At 60.7% G+C, this 16,032-nt stretch carries 15 protein-coding genes; 7 read left to right on the forward strand and 8 right to left on the reverse strand.

Going from position 1 to position 16,032, the window contains the following annotated elements; translation table 11 throughout:
- Positions 1-5 precede the first annotated feature (5 nt).
- From HK44_RS30315 to recQ, 3 genes are all read right to left on the reverse strand, one after another.
- A complete protein-coding gene (locus HK44_RS30315) occupies positions 6-779 on the reverse strand; it encodes a hypothetical protein (RefSeq protein WP_020723539.1) in 774 nt (257 codons plus the stop codon).
- A gap of 392 nt (positions 780-1,171) precedes the next feature.
- Positions 1,172-1,606, reverse strand: coding sequence for a MarR family transcriptional regulator (locus HK44_RS19610; protein ID WP_019692440.1), 435 nt, complete (start codon positions 1,604-1,606; stop codon positions 1,172-1,174).
- Between the two features lie 118 nt (positions 1,607-1,724).
- Positions 1,725-3,854, reverse strand: coding sequence for a DNA helicase RecQ (gene recQ / locus HK44_RS19615; RefSeq protein WP_019692441.1), 2,130 nt, complete (start codon positions 3,852-3,854; stop codon positions 1,725-1,727).
- Between the two features lie 276 nt (positions 3,855-4,130).
- Here recQ and HK44_RS19620 point away from each other — a divergent pair, with 276 nt between their 5' ends.
- The 3 genes from HK44_RS19620 to lapD all read left to right on the forward strand — a co-directional run bounded on the left by HK44_RS19620 (position 4,131) and on the right by lapD (position 7,213).
- A complete protein-coding gene (locus HK44_RS19620; protein WP_019692442.1) occupies positions 4,131-4,718 on the forward strand; it encodes a YecA family protein in 588 nt (195 codons plus the stop codon).
- A 10-nt stretch (positions 4,719-4,728) separates the two neighbouring features.
- Positions 4,729-5,124 (forward strand): YbaN family protein, encoded by a 396-nt coding sequence (locus HK44_RS19625; RefSeq protein WP_019692443.1) that lies wholly within the window; start codon positions 4,729-4,731, stop codon positions 5,122-5,124.
- A gap of 148 nt (positions 5,125-5,272) precedes the next feature.
- The gene (gene lapD / locus HK44_RS19630) at positions 5,273-7,213 is read left to right on the forward strand and encodes a cyclic di-GMP receptor LapD (protein ID WP_019692444.1); all 1,941 of its coding nucleotides are present in this window, start codon (positions 5,273-5,275) and stop codon (positions 7,211-7,213) included.
- Between the two features lie 52 nt (positions 7,214-7,265).
- On the opposite strand, the gene HK44_RS19635 is transcribed toward lapD, so the two are convergent.
- Together HK44_RS19635 and HK44_RS19640 are read right to left on the reverse strand one after the other, a co-directional pair.
- Positions 7,266-7,865, reverse strand: a complete 600-nt coding sequence (locus tag HK44_RS19635) for a tRNA-uridine aminocarboxypropyltransferase (protein WP_019692445.1) — start codon at positions 7,863-7,865, stop codon at positions 7,266-7,268.
- A 14-nt stretch (positions 7,866-7,879) separates the two neighbouring features.
- Positions 7,880-8,773 carry a LysR family transcriptional regulator gene (locus HK44_RS19640; protein WP_019692446.1) on the reverse strand — a complete coding sequence of 298 codons (894 nt, stop codon included), beginning with the start codon at positions 8,771-8,773 and terminating at the stop codon, positions 7,880-7,882.
- A gap of 225 nt (positions 8,774-8,998) precedes the next feature.
- On the opposite strand from HK44_RS19640, the gene speB reads away from it, so the two are divergent.
- The 3 genes from speB (at position 8,999) to HK44_RS19655 (ending at position 12,515) form a co-directional block, all read left to right on the forward strand.
- On the forward strand, positions 8,999-9,949 hold the full coding sequence (speB, locus tag HK44_RS19645) for an agmatinase (RefSeq protein WP_019692447.1): 951 nt from the start codon (positions 8,999-9,001) through the stop codon (positions 9,947-9,949).
- A gap of 376 nt (positions 9,950-10,325) precedes the next feature.
- Positions 10,326-11,705 (forward strand): sodium:solute symporter, encoded by a 1,380-nt coding sequence (locus tag HK44_RS19650; protein ID WP_019692448.1) that lies wholly within the window; start codon positions 10,326-10,328, stop codon positions 11,703-11,705.
- 84 nt (positions 11,706-11,789) lie between these two features.
- Positions 11,790-12,515 carry an MBL fold metallo-hydrolase gene (locus HK44_RS19655; protein ID WP_019692449.1) on the forward strand — a complete coding sequence of 242 codons (726 nt, stop codon included), beginning with the start codon at positions 11,790-11,792 and terminating at the stop codon, positions 12,513-12,515.
- A gap of 73 nt (positions 12,516-12,588) precedes the next feature.
- Here HK44_RS19655 and HK44_RS30195 read toward each other — a convergent pair whose 3' ends face one another.
- Both HK44_RS30195 and ptrR read right to left on the reverse strand, forming a co-directional pair.
- Complete coding sequence (locus HK44_RS30195) at positions 12,589-12,717, reverse strand: PA1414 family protein (RefSeq protein ID WP_009042667.1); 129 nt, start codon at positions 12,715-12,717, stop codon at positions 12,589-12,591.
- Between the two features lie 228 nt (positions 12,718-12,945).
- Positions 12,946-13,872: a putrescine utilization regulator PtrR gene (ptrR, locus tag HK44_RS19660; RefSeq protein ID WP_019692450.1), complete on the reverse strand. Its 927-nt coding sequence runs from the start codon at positions 13,870-13,872 to the stop codon at positions 12,946-12,948.
- Positions 13,873-13,975: 103 nt separating this feature from the next.
- Here ptrR and HK44_RS19665 point away from each other — a divergent pair, with 103 nt between their 5' ends.
- Positions 13,976-15,154 (forward strand): MFS transporter, encoded by a 1,179-nt coding sequence (locus HK44_RS19665; RefSeq protein ID WP_019692451.1) that lies wholly within the window; start codon positions 13,976-13,978, stop codon positions 15,152-15,154.
- On the opposite strand, the gene HK44_RS19670 is transcribed toward HK44_RS19665, so the two are convergent.
- Entirely contained in the window at positions 15,102-16,031 is a 930-nt protein-coding gene (locus HK44_RS19670; RefSeq protein WP_019692452.1) for a DMT family transporter, read from the reverse strand. The two genes, HK44_RS19665 and HK44_RS19670, sit on opposite strands and share 53 nt — an antisense overlap.
- Between the last annotated feature and the right edge of the window lies 1 nt (position 16,032).

Consider the following 16,032-nt stretch of genomic DNA (forward strand, 5'->3'; position numbering starts at 1 on the left):
GCCCATCAACTGCTCGCCTCATCCACGGGGGCAACGGGCACCGGAATTGGCGCTGCAGCAATGGCGGGGGCGGGCAAGGTTTTTTTGGCTTCGGCCAACTCGGTTTGCAGATCGCTGACTTGCTTGCGCTGGCTGGCAAGCTGCTCATCCTGGGCTTGTAGCCGGGCGTTCAATTGATCGACCGTTTGTTTCAGCTGCTGGTTTTCCAGGACGCTGGCTGCCAGCAACTCGGAAGTGCGGTCGGTAACCGCAGGCGCCGTGCTCACCGGGGTCGCTGCTGGCGTTTTGGCGGGTACGGCGGCAGTGGGTTGCTGGCTGGTCGTCGGGACCGGCTCGACGTCACTCGCCGGTACGATCCCCGGTGAACCCGGTGGATCGATCAGCAATGTGTATTCGCGCAGCAGATGCCCATTGGGCTGGTTCGCCTGCACCAGAAAATTCAGGAACGGTTCATTGACCGGCTTGCTGGACACCACCCGAATCACGCTGCGATCACCCTGCAGAACGACGGTAAAACGCAGGTCGTTGAGAAAAAATACTCGCTCGACACCGGCGCGGGCGAACTCGTCCGCCGTCGCCAGGCTGATCGAAAGCTCACCGTCACTCAGGGCGCCGGGATCGACCAAGGCGATTTCGGCATTCAACGGCTGGTTCAAGGCTGAGTGCAACGTGATGTCGCCCAACCCCAGCGCGGGTGCCAAGGCGGAGTAACTCAAGGCACCAGCGACCGACAACAGGCTGACGGAGCGCCGTAACACAGACTGCAAACTCTTGAGCATGAGCATCCCTTAGCTAACCAGAATCAACCTGTGCGCATTCGCACGTCCAGTACGAACACGTTATTGCCTAGGGTCTGTTGACGTTTGGTGACGGCCGCGACGGATGCCCACTTGATGCAGGGCAAGGCGCGAGGAACGCAGTTTGGTTGTTCCAAATAAGTTCCGAGCAACGCAGCCCTGCATCAAGTGGGCCCCGTCCCTTCGGGTTGCGTGCCAACGTGCGCGAGGCTGCGTTGCGGGATTTGCCAAGGGAACAACCATTGGCGGCATCCCGCGCCTTGCCTCGCACACGTTGGCCCAGAAACGCGGTTCGTCACCAAACGTCAACAGACCCTACAGTTCTTATAGTCTGCTCTGCGCCAGTTCTCAAAAGTCTGCGGTGTGGTTATGCCTCAAGATTTTTCCAGATTGGCCAGAATGTGCCCATGAACCCGCATGCACACCCGCAAATCTTCCTCGTCGACGCCCTCGAACAGCTCGTGGCGCAACTCGGTGGCAATGGTTTCAATTTGTTCGATCAAGGGACGGGCGGACGCACACAGCACTATCTTTTTCGCCCGGCGGTCTTCCACCACGGCCTGACGCAGCACCAGCCCTTGGGTTTCCAGGCTATCGAGCAGGCGTGCCAGCGTCGGTCCTTCAACACCGACGCTTTGTGCCAACTCACGCTGAGTCGGGGCTTCTGTGAAACGCGCCAGGTGCAACAGCACCAGCCAGCGGGCCTGGGACAGGCCGAGGCCGGCGAGTCGGCGATCCAGTTCGGCGCGCCAGCCGCGAGACATCTGCGCCAACTGCATGCCAAAACGGTGTTGATCGGTTAACGGCATAAAAAACTCATGGTTAGACTGAAATAGGCTGATACTAATTATTAGTCAGCTAAGCATGACCCTCAGCTCTAGGCAAGGCTCGCTCTGCACTGAATCGTTACATCTTGATCTTCGGCACTTAAATTTCAAACTCCGACTGCAATGCCGCTCTCACACAGTACAAAACGCCCTCAGGAACACGGCCGGCAAACAACGCGGAAATCTCCGACACCGGCGGCAACTCGCCCTCGCCATCCAGGAATGCGTCCTGGACTTCACCCATCAGGTCTTCCGGAAGGTCCAGTGCCTGCTCCAGCGACAGTTGCTGCTTGCCGATGGCTTCGGCGAGCATCGTGTAGACGTTCTTTTCCGAACACTGCAACTGACCGGCAATCTGCATCGGCGTCATACCGGCGCGCGCCAGTGTGATCAATTCGTGGCGCAAATCGGCAACCACTTTCGGCGCCTCGGCCTGGCCGCCCAGCACTTCGAGGAAGGCCTCGCCATAGCGCTCCAGCTTGCGTGCACCGACGCCGCTGACCTTGGCCATTTCCGGCAAGGAGCTTGGCTGGCTGCGGAGCATTTCGAGCAAGGTCGAATCCGGGAAGATGACGTACGGCGGCACGCCATGCTCTCCGGCGAGCTTGCGTCGCAGGGCGCGCAAGGCTTCCCACTGCTCGCGCTCTTCGCCTCGCACCAACTGGCTGGCCTGGCTGGTGCTGCTGCTTTTCGCGGTGGTTTGCGGTTTGAGGTCGCGGCGCAGCTCCAGGGTCACTTCCCCCTTGAGCAGTGGCCGGCAGCTGTCGCTCAAGCGCAAGCCGCCGTAACCTTCCAGATCAATGTCCGCCAGACCGCGCGCCACCAGTTGTCGGAACAATGAACGCCATTCGCCTTCAGCCCGCGCCTTGCCGACACCGTACACCGACAGATGCTGATGGCCGAAGCTGCGGACCTTTTCGTTGTCCTTGCCCAGCAACACGTCCACCAGATGCCCGACGCCGTAGCGCTGGCCAGTGCGGTAGATCGCCGAAAGAGCCTGACGAGCCGGTTCGGTGGCGTCCCAGGTCTGCACGCCGTCGACACAGTTGTCGCAATGCCCGCAGGGTTGCGGCATATCTTCGTCAAAGTAGGCCAGAAGCGTCTGACGGCGGCAGCGGGTCTCTTCACACAGCGAGAGCATGGCGTCGAGTTTGTGCTGCTCCAGACGCTTGTGGCGCTCATCGCCTTCGGAGTTCTGCAGCATCTGCTTGAGCATCACCACGTCTTGCAGGCCGTAAGCCATCCAGGCATCCGCCGGCAGACCATCACGGCCACCCCGACCGGTTTCCTGGTAATAGGCCTCAAGGGATTTCGGCAAGTCCAGATGCGCGACGAAGCGCACGTTAGGCTTGTCGATGCCCATACCGAACGCCACGGTGGCGACCATGATCAGGCCTTCCTCGTTGAGAAAGCGCTTCTGGTGGTGGGCCCGCGTATCGTTGGGCAGGCCAGCGTGGTACGGCAACGCCGGGAAACCTTGCTCGCTGAGGAACACCGCTACTTCGTCGACCTTCTTGCGCGACAGGCAATAAACAATGCCGGCATCGCTGCGCCGCTCCGCAAGGAACGCCAGCAACTGCTTGCGCGGCTGCTCCTTGGGCACGATGCGGTAGAAAATGTTCGGCCGATCGAAACTCGACAGAAAGCGCTCGGCATTCTGCAGATGCAGGCGCTCGACGATTTCTTCCCGGGTGCGCTTGTCGGCCGTGGCGGTCAGGGCGATGCGCGGGACGTTGGGAAACAGTTCCGCCAACTGGCCCAGTTGCAGGTATTCCCGGCGGAAATCGTGACCCCATTGCGACACGCAGTGAGCTTCGTCGATGGCAAACAGAGCGATTTCAAGACTTTGCAGAAACGCCAGCATCCGTGGCTGGACCAGACGCTCAGGCGCCAGGTACAGCATCTTCACTTCACCTCGTTTGATCCGCGCCGCCAGATCGCGCTGTTGCTCGGCGCTCAAGGTCGAATTGAGCGCCGCCGCGGCCACACCGAGCTCTTCGAGGGTCGCGACCTGATCGTCCATCAAGGCGATCAGCGGTGAAACCACCACCGCCAGGCCATCGCGCAACAGTGCCGGGACCTGGAAGCACAATGATTTGCCGCCGCCGGTCGGCATCAGCACCAGAGCGTCACCGCCGCTGGCCACGCGCTCAATGATGGCACCCTGACGGCCACGAAAACTGTCGTAGCCGAAGATGTCCTTGAGGACGCGCTGAGCCTGTTCGAGCATGAAAAACTCCAAATGGTGCTGAATATCCCTGTGTGCAGGCTGGATCAAAAAACCGCATTGTTCACGGACAGATCCGTAAGCGGATTTGTCCTGGACCGTCGCGACACCTGCAGGGCTTTGCAAAACGCGCGAGTATACCCGAGCGATACCGGGCAAAGGGCGTCACTGACGAATAGCCGCAACAACACACAATGCTGGCAAATCTGCCGTGCGGCTGGCCGGACCGCTCAAGAACGCCTAGAATTGGGCATCGTATATTCCCAAGGTAGCCCTTCAATGTCCTTCGCTGAGCAACTAACCCGCCTGCAAGCCTTCCTCGACGCCGACGAGCTGCATGACGAGGCGCTGGACTATGTGGCCGCCCACGGCTACCTGACGGCCCTGTCAATCTGTTCCGAGACAGTGCCTGATCGTGAGTGGATCGACGCGCTGTTCGCCGAAGAGCCGCATTATCGCGACGACGCCGAGCGTCAGGAAATCGAATCGACCCTGTTGGCCCTCAAGGCTCACATTGCTCGCCAACTGGCGTCCGATGAAGAGTTCGAGCTGCCATGCGACCTGGACCTGGGCGAAGAGCCGGATGATTCCGACCTGCGCGGCTGGTGCATCGGTTTCATGGAAGGCGTATTCCTGCGTGAAGAAGCCTGGTTCGAAACCGCCGAAGACGAAGTCAGCGAAATGCTGCTGCCGATCATGGTCGGTTCCGGCCTGTTCGATGAACAGCCCGAGTTCTCCGACATCGCGGCCGACGCCAACCTGATGGACGACATGATCGTACAGATCCCGGAAGCCCTGACCGCGCTGTACCTGCTGTGCAACGCGCCAGACGAAAAACCGGCGATCCTCAAGCCTCGTCACCACTAAGTCCTTGCCTGTGGCTGACCCCATAGGCAATCGCCCCCTGATCTTGCGCTACGTGCTGCTGGCCATCGGCTGGCTGAGCGTAGCGTTGGGGGTGATCGGGATCTTCCTGCCTGTACTGCCCACCACCCCTTTCCTGCTGTTGGCGGCCGCCTGCTTCGCCCGCAGTTCACCGCGCTTTTATCAATGGCTGGTCGAGCATCCACGACTCGGCCCATGGATTCGCGACTATCTGGACGGCAATGGCATCCCGCTCAAGGGCAAGGTCTACGCCATTGGCCTGATGTGGCTGAGCATCGGCCTGTCCTGCATCCTCGTCCCACTGCCCTGGGCACGTGGCTTCATGCTGACCAGCGCAGTGCTGGTGACGGTGTATATCCTGCGGCAGAAAACCCTGATCAAACCCTGAATACGCCTCGCCACATAAGCTCATCGATCCCCCCGCCCCCGACAATCTGCCCTGCCTCCTGCAAAACTGCGCCTAAACTCCAGGCATCTGCACGTCTGCGGCCAGACATATCCCGTCGTCCAGGAAGGTCAACGCTCCGGAGCGTCTCATGTCGCTACTCAAACAGTTGTTTTTGGCCATTTGCCTGTTCTTGCTGGTCGCCTTCAGCGGCAGTTTCTTTGTCAGCCTGGAAAGCTCGCGTGCGCAGATGCTCAGCCAATTGCGCTCCCATGCCCAGGACACTGCCACCGCACTGGGGCTGTCGTTGACCGCACAGATCGACGACCTGGCGATGATTGAATTGATGGTCGGCTCGGTCTTCGACAGTGGCTACTTTTCCAGTATCCGGGTCATCAATATCGAGGACGAGCGCGTCCTGGTCGAGCGCAACGCGGCCACCGCCACCGAACGCGTACCGGGTTGGTTCGTCGATCTGGTGAACCTGCATCCGCAAGGCGGGGATGCCTTGGTGATGCGTGGTTGGGAGCAAGCCGCGCGCGTTGAAGTGGTAAGCAGCCCACAGTTCGCCCTGGCCAAACTGTGGGACAGTGCCCTCGGCAGTCTGATCTGGTTATTGCTGTGCGGGTTGCTCAGTGCGATGTTCGGCGGCTGGTTACTGCGTCGGCAACTGCGCCCGCTGGACGCCATGGTCAAACAGGCCGAAGCCATCAACAAACGCGAGTTTCTCAGCCTGCCGAAGGTGCCCCGAACCCCGGAACTCAAACGCGTGGTGCTGGCGATGAACCAAATGGTCGAAAAGCTCAAAGGGCTGTTTGCCAAAGAAGCTGCACGTAGCGAACAACTGCGCGCCGAGTCGTTTCAGGACAGTCTCACGGGGCTGGCCAACCGACGATTGCTCAACGAGCAGCTCACCGATCAGTTGCTGGTGACCGAGCAGAGCAGCGCCGGACACCTGCTGATGCTGCGGATCAATGACCTGACCGGGCTCAACCAGCGACTGGGTGGCCAGCGCACCGACGCACTGGTTACCGCCGTCGGTCAGTTACTCAAACGCCTGGTTCAACAGCCGGATCGCCATGCCTGGCTGGCTGCACGTAATCGTGGTGGTGAGTTCAGCCTGCTGACCCCAGGCCTGGACAGCAAGGACGCAGCGCGCCTGGCTGCAGAGATCAGCGCCGCCCTGGAAAACCTGCGCCTGACCGGCGCCAGCGACTGCATGCCAGTGGCGCATCTGGGAATCGTCGCCTACACACCTGGCGAAGTCTCCACCGACATTCTGCTGCGCCTCGATCAGGCACTGACTCAAGCGCAGCAGCATCCAGAACGGCCGTGGGTGCATCTGGAGCAGTCCGATAACACACCGCACCAGACGCAGCACGACTGGCGTACCTGGATCGACGACGCCCTGACTCACGGCAAAATGCAGCTGTACTTCCAACCCGTGGTGCAATGCGCCGACACCCGCCAGGTGCTGCACCACAAGGTGCTGGCGCGACTGCTCGATCCACAGGGCAAAGCCATTTGCGCCGGACATTTTCTACCCTGGATAGAACGTCTGGGCTGGTCAGCGCGATTCGACGTGGCAATGCTCGAACACACCTTCGACTACCTTGCCGAACACCGCTGGCCGCTGGCCCTGAGCGTGTCCGGCAGCACCCTGCGCGATGCCACGCAGCAGCGCCTGATCCTCGATATGCTCGACGGCCTGCCCAGCCTCGCCCCCTTGCTGACCCTTGAGCTCGACGAACGCCAACTGCCGTCCCCCGAAGAGTTGCGTCAACTGTGCTTTAGCCTGCACAGCACTGGCTACGGGATCGGCCTGCAGCACTTCGGTGGCAGCTTCAGCCAGATTGGCAACCTCACCCAACTCGGTTTGGCCTACCTGAAAATCGATGGCAGCTACATTCGCGCCATCGACCAGCAAAGCGACAAACGCCTGTTCATCGAAGCCATTTTCCGCGCAACCAACAGCATTGATTTGCCATTGATTGCCGAGCAGATAGAAACGCAGGGGGAACTGGAGGCAATCAGGTCGCTGGGACTGTTCGGCGTCATGGGCCGGCTGATCGGACCACCTGAACCCATGTAGTACGCAGGTGTGGCCGCCCAGTGGCAGGCTACGCCAGCTTGCGTCGTGGCCTCTAGACTTTGCCACCATGATTACGCTGGTACGTCTCCTCCCCCATCGCCGCGATCTGCCCTTCGATCAGCGCTTCAAACGGTCGCAATAACGGCTCGAAGGTCGTCGGTGCCTCAAGCACCTGCAACGCCTGTACGATCGCCTCCACCGTTGACAACGCCCCAGGCCCCGGTGCCTTGCGCAACCGATAACGCGAGACCGCGCCTTCGGCCAGCGTCACTCGGGGCAACGCCGCCAGCAATGGATTGAGGTGCAGCATCTTGCGCGCCTTGCGCCAGGTGCCGTCCGGCACCACCAGCAACAACGGCTGATCGGCGGGCCTATAGGCCTGCAACGGTTGCGCATCGTCGGCCGGGAACAACAAGCGGGCCTGATAACCCGGTTGATTCAGCAGACGCGGTAAATCCTCGAACACTTCGCCGACGATCAACTCGGCATTGTTCAGCCCCAACGCCGCCAACCGCGCGGTGTTCAACGCATGGTTCACCTCGCCTGGATGTTGCAACAGCAGCACTCGGGTGCGACTGTCGAGGCTCGGAATCAACGCACACAGGCAATGGGTTTGCGGGCGCAGGCAACGGGCGCATTGGACTCTGGACATACGATTTCCCCCGATCAGACCTGGTTGAGCTGCGCTTTGAGCAAGTCGCGGAATGTCTGGATCAACGGCTCACGGCTGCGCCCACGACGCACGATCATCGAAAATGGTGCCTGGTAGCCGAAAGTGGCCGGCAGCAGCACCCGCAAATCGCCCTTGTCGGCCCAGGCTTGAGCGTAGTGCTCCGGCAGGTAGCCAATGTAGGCGCCGGACAACACCAGAATCAGCTGCGCTTCCATACTCTCCACGGTCGCCGCACTGTGTTTGAAGCCGTGGCGCGCCAGTTCGGCCTGGCTCCAGTAACCGCGACCGACCATGCGCTGCTGGGTGATGACTTGTTCGGGAATGCGTCGCTCGCTGAACAAGGGATGACGATTGCTGCAATACAGCCAATGTTGCTCACGGTACAGCGGCATGTAGACCAGCCCGCTCATGCGCGTGGAGAACGCACCGATGGCCAGATCGAGTCGGTTGTCCTGCACGCCGAGCTGCAGCTCGTAAGGGCTCATCACCGACAAATGCAAATGCACCGCCGGGTGCTCCTGGCTGTAGGCACCAATGGCTTCGGCGAACGGCAAGGCCTTGTCGCTGACGGTCGAGTCGATCACCCCGAGGTTGAGCGTACCGCGCAACTCGCCCTTGAGCGCCGCGGCGTATTGCTCGAAACCTTCAAGTTCACCGAACAGGCGCAACGTCTCCTGATGGAACAGCTCACCCTTGCTGGTCAGGCTGAAACCGCCACGCCCACGATGGCAGAGCACCAGTCCCAACGCCGCCTCGAGCTGGCTCATATAGGTGCTGATGGCCGATGTCGAAAGGTTGAGCTCGTGCTGCGCATTGGCAAACCCCTGATGGCGCACCACGCTGACGAAGATGCGCAACAGTTTCAGGTCGGGTAAAGCGTTGGCCATGGGGGGTCTCCAGTTGCAAAGAAACGCGATGCTCTTGTGGCGAGGGGGCTTGTCGGAAGTCTATCGTCGTCGAAGCCATTAGTTTAGAAAAATCTGAACTAAGTATTTGCCGGCAGCGATTCTTCTCTCGCACCGCATTTCGCAGAATCGGCTCAACAGGTGCCTGTGCGATCCCTTTGCGCGGTGCAACCCCATAAATAAAACAATGATGATGAGGCCATACCCGTGGACAAGATCCTTCACCAACCACTGGGCGGCAATGAAATGCCGCGCTTCGGCGGCATCGCCACCATGATGCGACTTCCCCATTTGCAATCCGCCGCCGGCCTGGACGCTGCCTTCATTGGCATCCCGCTGGACATCGGCACTTCGCTGCGCGCCGGCACCCGCTTCGGACCGCGCGAGATTCGTGCTGAATCGGTAATGATCCGTCCGTACAACATGGCCACCGGCGCGGCGCCGTTCGACTCGCTGTCGGTTGCCGACATCGGTGACGTGGCGATCAACACCTTCAACCTGCTGGACGCCGTCCGGATCATCGAAGAGTCCTACAACGAGATCCTCGAACACGACGCGATCCCGCTGACCCTCGGTGGTGACCACACCATCACTCTGCCGATCCTGCGTGCCATCCATAAAAAGCACGGCAAGGTCGGCCTGGTCCACATCGATGCCCACGCCGATGTGAACGATCACATGTTCGGCGAGAAGATCGCCCACGGCACCACCTTCCGTCGCGCCGTTGAAGAAGGCCTTCTGGACTGCGACCGTGTTGTGCAAATTGGTCTGCGCGCGCAGGGCTACACCGCTGAAGACTTCAACTGGAGCCGCAAACAGGGTTTCCGCGTGGTTCAGGCAGAAGAGTGCTGGCACAAGTCGCTGGAACCTCTGATGGCTGAAGTCCGCGAAAAAGTCGGCGGTGGTCCGGTGTACCTGAGCTTCGACATCGACGGCATCGACCCGGCCTGGGCACCCGGCACCGGCACTCCGGAAATCGGCGGTCTGACGACCATTCAGGCGATTGAAATCGTTCGCGGCTGCCAAGGCCTCGACCTGGTGGGCTGCGACCTGGTAGAAGTCTCGCCGCCGTACGACACCACCGGCAACACCTCGCTACTGGGCGCCAACCTGCTGTACGAAATGCTCTGCGTACTGCCGGGTGTGGCTCACCGCTGAGGCAGCGATCTCCAGCTTGCTTCAGCACCGCTAACGGTTTCGCTTTCTGCACCCTCGGACAACCGCAGCTATCGCGCAATGCCAATCAGGCGTTGTGCGACAGCCGACGTTGTCGAGCCTGATCCCCACACCAGTGGCAGTGTTCGGGCAGTACGGGCACGGATTCGCTCGCTAAAGCGGTCATGTGCAAAACCGCCTGATTCAAGCATTACTCGTAGGGACAGGACGTTTGTGGCGAGGGAGCTCGCTCCCGCTCGACTGTGCAGCAGTCGCATTTTTGGGGCCGCTACGCAACCCAGCGGGAGCAAGCTCCCTCGCCACAGCAAGCCTTGCTCTTACGAGACTCTTATAAGAAAGACAATCGGAGACACGCTTCATGGCTTTGGATTTATTCGTTGTACTCATCTATGCCGCCGGCATGCTCGTGCTGGGCTATTACGGCATGCGCAAGGCCAAGACCCACGAGGACTACCTCGTGGCCGGTCGCAACCTCGGTCCAACCCTGTACATGGGCACCATGGCCGCGACCGTATTGGGCGGCGCATCGACTGTCGGCACCGTTCGCCTGGGCTACGTACACGGTATTTCCGGTTTCTGGCTCTGCGCCGCACTGGGTTGCGGGATCATTGCGCTGAACCTGTTCCTGGCCAAGCCGCTGCTCAAACTGAAGATCTTCACCGTTACCCAAATCCTCGAAAAGCGTTACAACCCAATGGCCCGCCAGGCCAGTGCGGTGATCATGCTGGCCTACGCACTGATGATCGGCGTGACCTCGATCCTCGCGATCGGTACCGTGCTGCAAGTGCTGTTCGGCCTGCCGTTCTGGATCTCGGTGATGCTCGGCGGAGGCGTGGTGGTGGTGTATTCGACCATCGGCGGCATGTGGTCGCTGACCCTGACCGACATCGTTCAGTTCGTGATCAAGACCGTTGGCCTGATGTTCATCCTGTTGCCGATCTGCCTGTACCGCGTGGGCGGCTGGGATGAGCTGGTGTCGAAACTGCCAGCGTCCAGCTTCAGCTTCACCACCATTGGCTGGGACACCATCATCACCTACTTCATGATCTACTTCTTCGGCATCCTGATCGGCCAGGACATCTGGCAACGGGTGTTCACCGCCAAGAATGAAAAAGTCGCTCAATACGCAGGCACCGTCGCCGGCATCTACTGCATTTTCTACGGGCTGGCTTGTGCCCTGATCGGCATGGCTGCTCATGTGTTGATCCCGGACCTGGGCAACGTCAACAACGCCTTCGCCGCGATCGTCAAAGCATCGTTGCCGGATGGTATTCGTGGCCTGGTCATCGCTGCTGCCCTGGCAGCCATGATGTCCACCGCCAGCGCCGGCCTGCTCGCCGCGTCCACTACCCTGACCGAAGACCTGCTGCCAAAACTGCGCGGTGGCAAACAGTCGAGCCTGAAAATCAACCGCCTGTTCACCCTGCTGACCGGTATTGTCGTGCTGGGCATCGCCCTGGTGGTGAGTGACGTGATCAGTGCCCTGACCCTGGCCTACAACCTGTTGGTGGGCGGCATGCTGGTTCCGCTGATCGGGGCCATTTTCTGGAAACGTGCAACCACCTCCGGCGCTATCGCCAGCATGGGCCTAGGCTTTGTGACGGCTCTGGTATTCATGTTCAAGGATGGCCTGGATGCCAACACCCCGATCTACTACAGCCTGGCGATCGGCCTGGTGAGCTTCGTCATGGTCAGCCTGCTGTCCCCTCGCCCGGTTGCCGTGGCGAACGCGATCTAACCTCAGGTTAGACGCCATACACTTTTCTTCGGCGGGTGCAGCGTCGGTTGCTGCACCCGTTTTTTTCGCTTGGAGGAAAGCACCATGAAAATCGTCAGTCGCGACCAATGGTTCGAAGTCAAACACCTGAGCGACGGCATTCGGCTGATTCACGAGCCGTACATTCGACCGTTCTACCGCTGCAACCTGTGGCACATTCAGGGCCGCGACAAAGACCTGCTGCTCGATAGCGGCTCGGGCCTGGTCAGCCTGCGCGAGCAACTGCCATGGCTGACCGAACGGCCGCTGGTGGCCGTGGCGAGCCATTGCCATTTCGACCACATCGCCGGCCATCACGAATTCCCCGAGCGGCTGGTGCATCCGGCCGAAGCGCAGATCCTCGCCGAACCCGACGGCGACAACACCCTTTCCAGAGCGTTTGTCGGCGACGAGATGTTCGAAGCCCACCCCGATTGCCCGCTGTGCTACGCCGAATACCGGGTCAAAGCCGCACCCGCCACGGGACTGATCGAAGAAGGTGACGTGCTGGATCTGGGTAATCGAACCTTGCAGGTGCTGCACACTCCCGGCCATTCACCGGGTGGTATCAGCCTTTTTGAAGTTGCCACCGGCACACTGTTCAGCGGCGACATCATCTACGACGGACCGTTGGTCGAAGACGCCTATCATTCCAACCTTGAGGATTACGCCCGCAGCCTGCAACGCTTGCGCTCGTTGCCGATTCGCACCGTGCATGGCGGACATTTCGGGAGTTTTTCCGGGGAGAAGTTGCACACGATGATTGACCAGTGGCTGCAACAGCACGCTTGAGGCGAATGCGCTAGCGCCGCCGCGCCTCCGACGCGGTGGTCGAAGGCTGCGATCGATTCACGCCTTACCTCGTTTACCGGCGGCGTTGCTGACGGCGACGTTGCTCATCGTCGGTGCGGATTGGCACGGGTTGCAGAGGTGGTTCGATCAAACCAAGCGCGACACCGAGGTCATGGAGCCAGTTTTGCAGTTTCTCTTTCATGGTGCCCCCCCTTCAGGGTAGTGCTGAGCGACCGGGTTCTATAGACGCTTCATACAGATAGTAGTCCGAAGTCTTACGCAATGCTCGCCTCAAAAGGCAAAGATCTGTTACCGAATTCATCAAAATCACTGTGGCAAGGGAGCTTGCTCCCGCGGGTCGGTCCGCGCTCGGGCGAAGCGGCCCCAAAACCATTCACCCAGTCCTTTAGGGCTGAACCCGCCAAACGCCTTACGACTGCTGCGCAGCCGAGCGGGAGCAAGCTCCCTCGCCACAATCGTTCGCCAAAGATGAGACCGCATACACCGCTTGTTGCACTTCGATCCACGCATTGAGATTGGCGCCAAGCATACCCTTGCGCCACATCAGCCAGGTGGTGGCACTGGCGAAAGGCTCGGCCAATGGATGCACGGCCACACTCTCGCGTCCCGGCAGACTGGCCAGCATCGACTCGGACATCAGCGCCACGCCGGAACCGGCAATCACACACGCCAGCATCCCCTGATAGGACTCGATTTCCATCGCCCGGCCCATCGCCGCATGATCATGGGCGAACCAGGCCTCCAGGCGCATCCGGTAGGAACAGCCCTGGCGAAAGGTGAACACCGAACGCCCCTGCACATCCAGCGCGCTGCGCACCGGCGGGTGATCGGCTTCGCTGATCAGCACCAGTTTTTCGTCACACAGCGGTACACCGTCGAGCCCGGCCAGCTGCAGCGGGCCATCGACCAGCGCGGCATCAAGGCGTCCGGTGAGCAGGCCTTCGAGCAATTCGCCGCTGGGCGCCGACTGCACTTGCAGGTTCACCGCCGGATAAGTGCGGTGATAGCGCGCCAGCAATCCCGGCAGGTGAATCGCCGCGGTGCTGTACATGGTGCCCAGCACGAAATCGCCGGCCGGTTGCCCGCCCTGCACGGCTGCGTGGGCTTCGTCATGCAGGGCAAACAGCTTGGCGGTGTAGTCCAACAGCACTTTGCCTGCGGGCGACAACTGCAAACGCTGACGCTCACGCAAGAACAGTTCTACACCCAGCTGATCTTCAAGCTGCTTGAGCCGGGTCGACAGATTGGACGGCACCCGATGCAAGCGTTCGGCGGCGCGGGTGATGGAACCTTCCTCGGCCACCGCCTGGAAGATGCGCAATTGGCTGAATTCCACACCTTTCTCCAAATAAGAACAAGTTACTCACTATTATTCATTTTTAAAGAAAGTCAATCAGTCCTAGCCTGACGGTCATTGCTCCGTTGCAGGAATCCCGACCATGTCGCCGCTTATACGCTTACTCGCCAGCTTCATTGCCTTGATGATGGCCATGGGCATTGGCCGCTTTGCGCTCACTCCGCAGCTGCCGCATTTGCTCAGCGAAGGTCAGATCGACCTGACTGCCGCGGGTCTGATTGCAGCAGCCAATTACCTGGGCTACTTCATCGGTGCCGTGGACGCGATGTTCGCCCGTCGCCCCGAGCAAGTCCGTCGACGCTTGCTCGGCGGTTTGTGGCTGTGCGTGCTACTGACCCTCGCCTCGTTCTGGGCCAAGGGCTTCTGGCCGCATCTGGTTTTGCGCTTCGGTACTGGTGTAGCCAGCGCCTGGGTGCTGGTGATGATCACCGCGTTGAGCCAGCCATTAGCGATGGCCGCCGGACGTCCACGGCTCGGCGCACTGGTATTCGCCGGACCGGGCCTGGGGATTTTTCTGACGGGTTTGCTCGCACTTGGCTCGAACCTGTTGGGACAAAGCTCTGCGACCCTGTGGCTGGTGTATGCCGGCGTGGGCCTGGCAATGCTGTTGGTGATTCTGCCAATCCTGCCGCAACCGACTGCGAGCGTGGCAGCCACGCCCACGACCGGCGCCTCAAAGAATCCGGCAATCGCGCGACTGGGCTTGATCTACGCGCTGTACGGCCTGGGCTACATCATTCCGGCAACCTTCCTGTCGCAGATGGCCAGCGCCCGTTTTCACGGTCAATGGCAGGCCGATTTGTTCTGGCCGTGTTTTGGTCTGGCGTCCGCCACCGGTGTGCTGCTGGTGAGTTTGCGCCGGCATAACCCCAACGCCACGCGTCACTGGTTGATCGCAACGTTGTGGCTGCAAGCAGCCGGGGTCTTCACTTGCCTGCTGGGCAGCGGTCTCGGTCTGGCCCTGGGAGTGATTCTGTGTGGCACGCCGTTTCTGGCCTGCATGCAACTGGTGATGCAGCGCTCGCGAGAACTGGCGCCGCAGGCTACCCAGCGTAATGCCGGCCTGCTGACCGCGTGTTTTGCCGTGGGTCAGCTCAGTGGACCATTGCTGGCAGCGCTGAGTATCCACTTCAGTGGTGGCTTGCAACCGGCGTTGATGGTGGCGGGCAGCGGCCTTCTGGTAGCCGGTGGTTTGTTGCTGCGCCCACTCAACGCTCCAGCGCTTTGCGCAAACGACGGCGCACCCACTGTTCTGCGCTGACAAAAGTGATGCCGAGCAACACCAGCACGGCACCGACGACGAAATTGACACTCAACGGTTCACCGAGCAGCAACACCCCGAAAGTGACACCGAACAGAGGCGTCATGAAGGAGAACACCGCGAGGTTCGACGCCAGGTAACGGCGCAACAGCCAGAACCATGTCAGGTAGCTGAAAAACGACACCACCACCCCCTGGAACAGCACGCTGGCCACCGCCACCTGCGTCAGGTGGACGTGGGTGACCTGCCCGCTGAGTGCGGCAATCAGCAGCAGGCCGAGAAAGCCGACGATCAGTTGATAAAACAGGGTCAAGGTCGCCGGCGCTTCCGACAACCGTGAGGCGCGCACGACCACGGTCGTCGCGCCCCAGGCGGCCCCGGCCAGAACGCCGAACGCATCGCCGAGCAGCATCCGCCGGTCCAGATTGTCCCAGGACACGCCCCCGGCGAATGCCACGGCAATACCGATAAACGCCAGCAGGATCCCCAGCCATTGCAACCGTCGCAAACGCTCGCTCGGCAGCAGCCAATGCACGCCTAACGCAGTGAAGATCGGCGCGGTATAGAGGAACACCGACATGTGCGCCGCCGTGGTCAGTTGCAGACCTTCGGCGATGAACAAAAACTCGGTGGCAAACAGGCTGCCCGCCAGCAAACCGCCGCGCCAGGTGCTGCCAACCTGGTTCCAGCCGCCCTTCCAGCAGATCAGCAAGCCCACCAGCAATGCGGAAATCCCGGAACGTGCGGCGGCCTGCATCACAGGTGCGATGTCCGCCGCCGCCCATTTGATCATGACCTGCTGGATACCCCAGACCAGGCACAATCCGAGCATCACCTTCAGGGCAAAACCATCGGCGCTGCGCCGAGTGGCAATCACC

This window comes from Pseudomonas fluorescens HK44, from assembly GCF_000217955.3.
GTDB lineage: Bacteria > Pseudomonadota > Gammaproteobacteria > Pseudomonadales > Pseudomonadaceae > Aquipseudomonas > Aquipseudomonas fluorescens_AQ.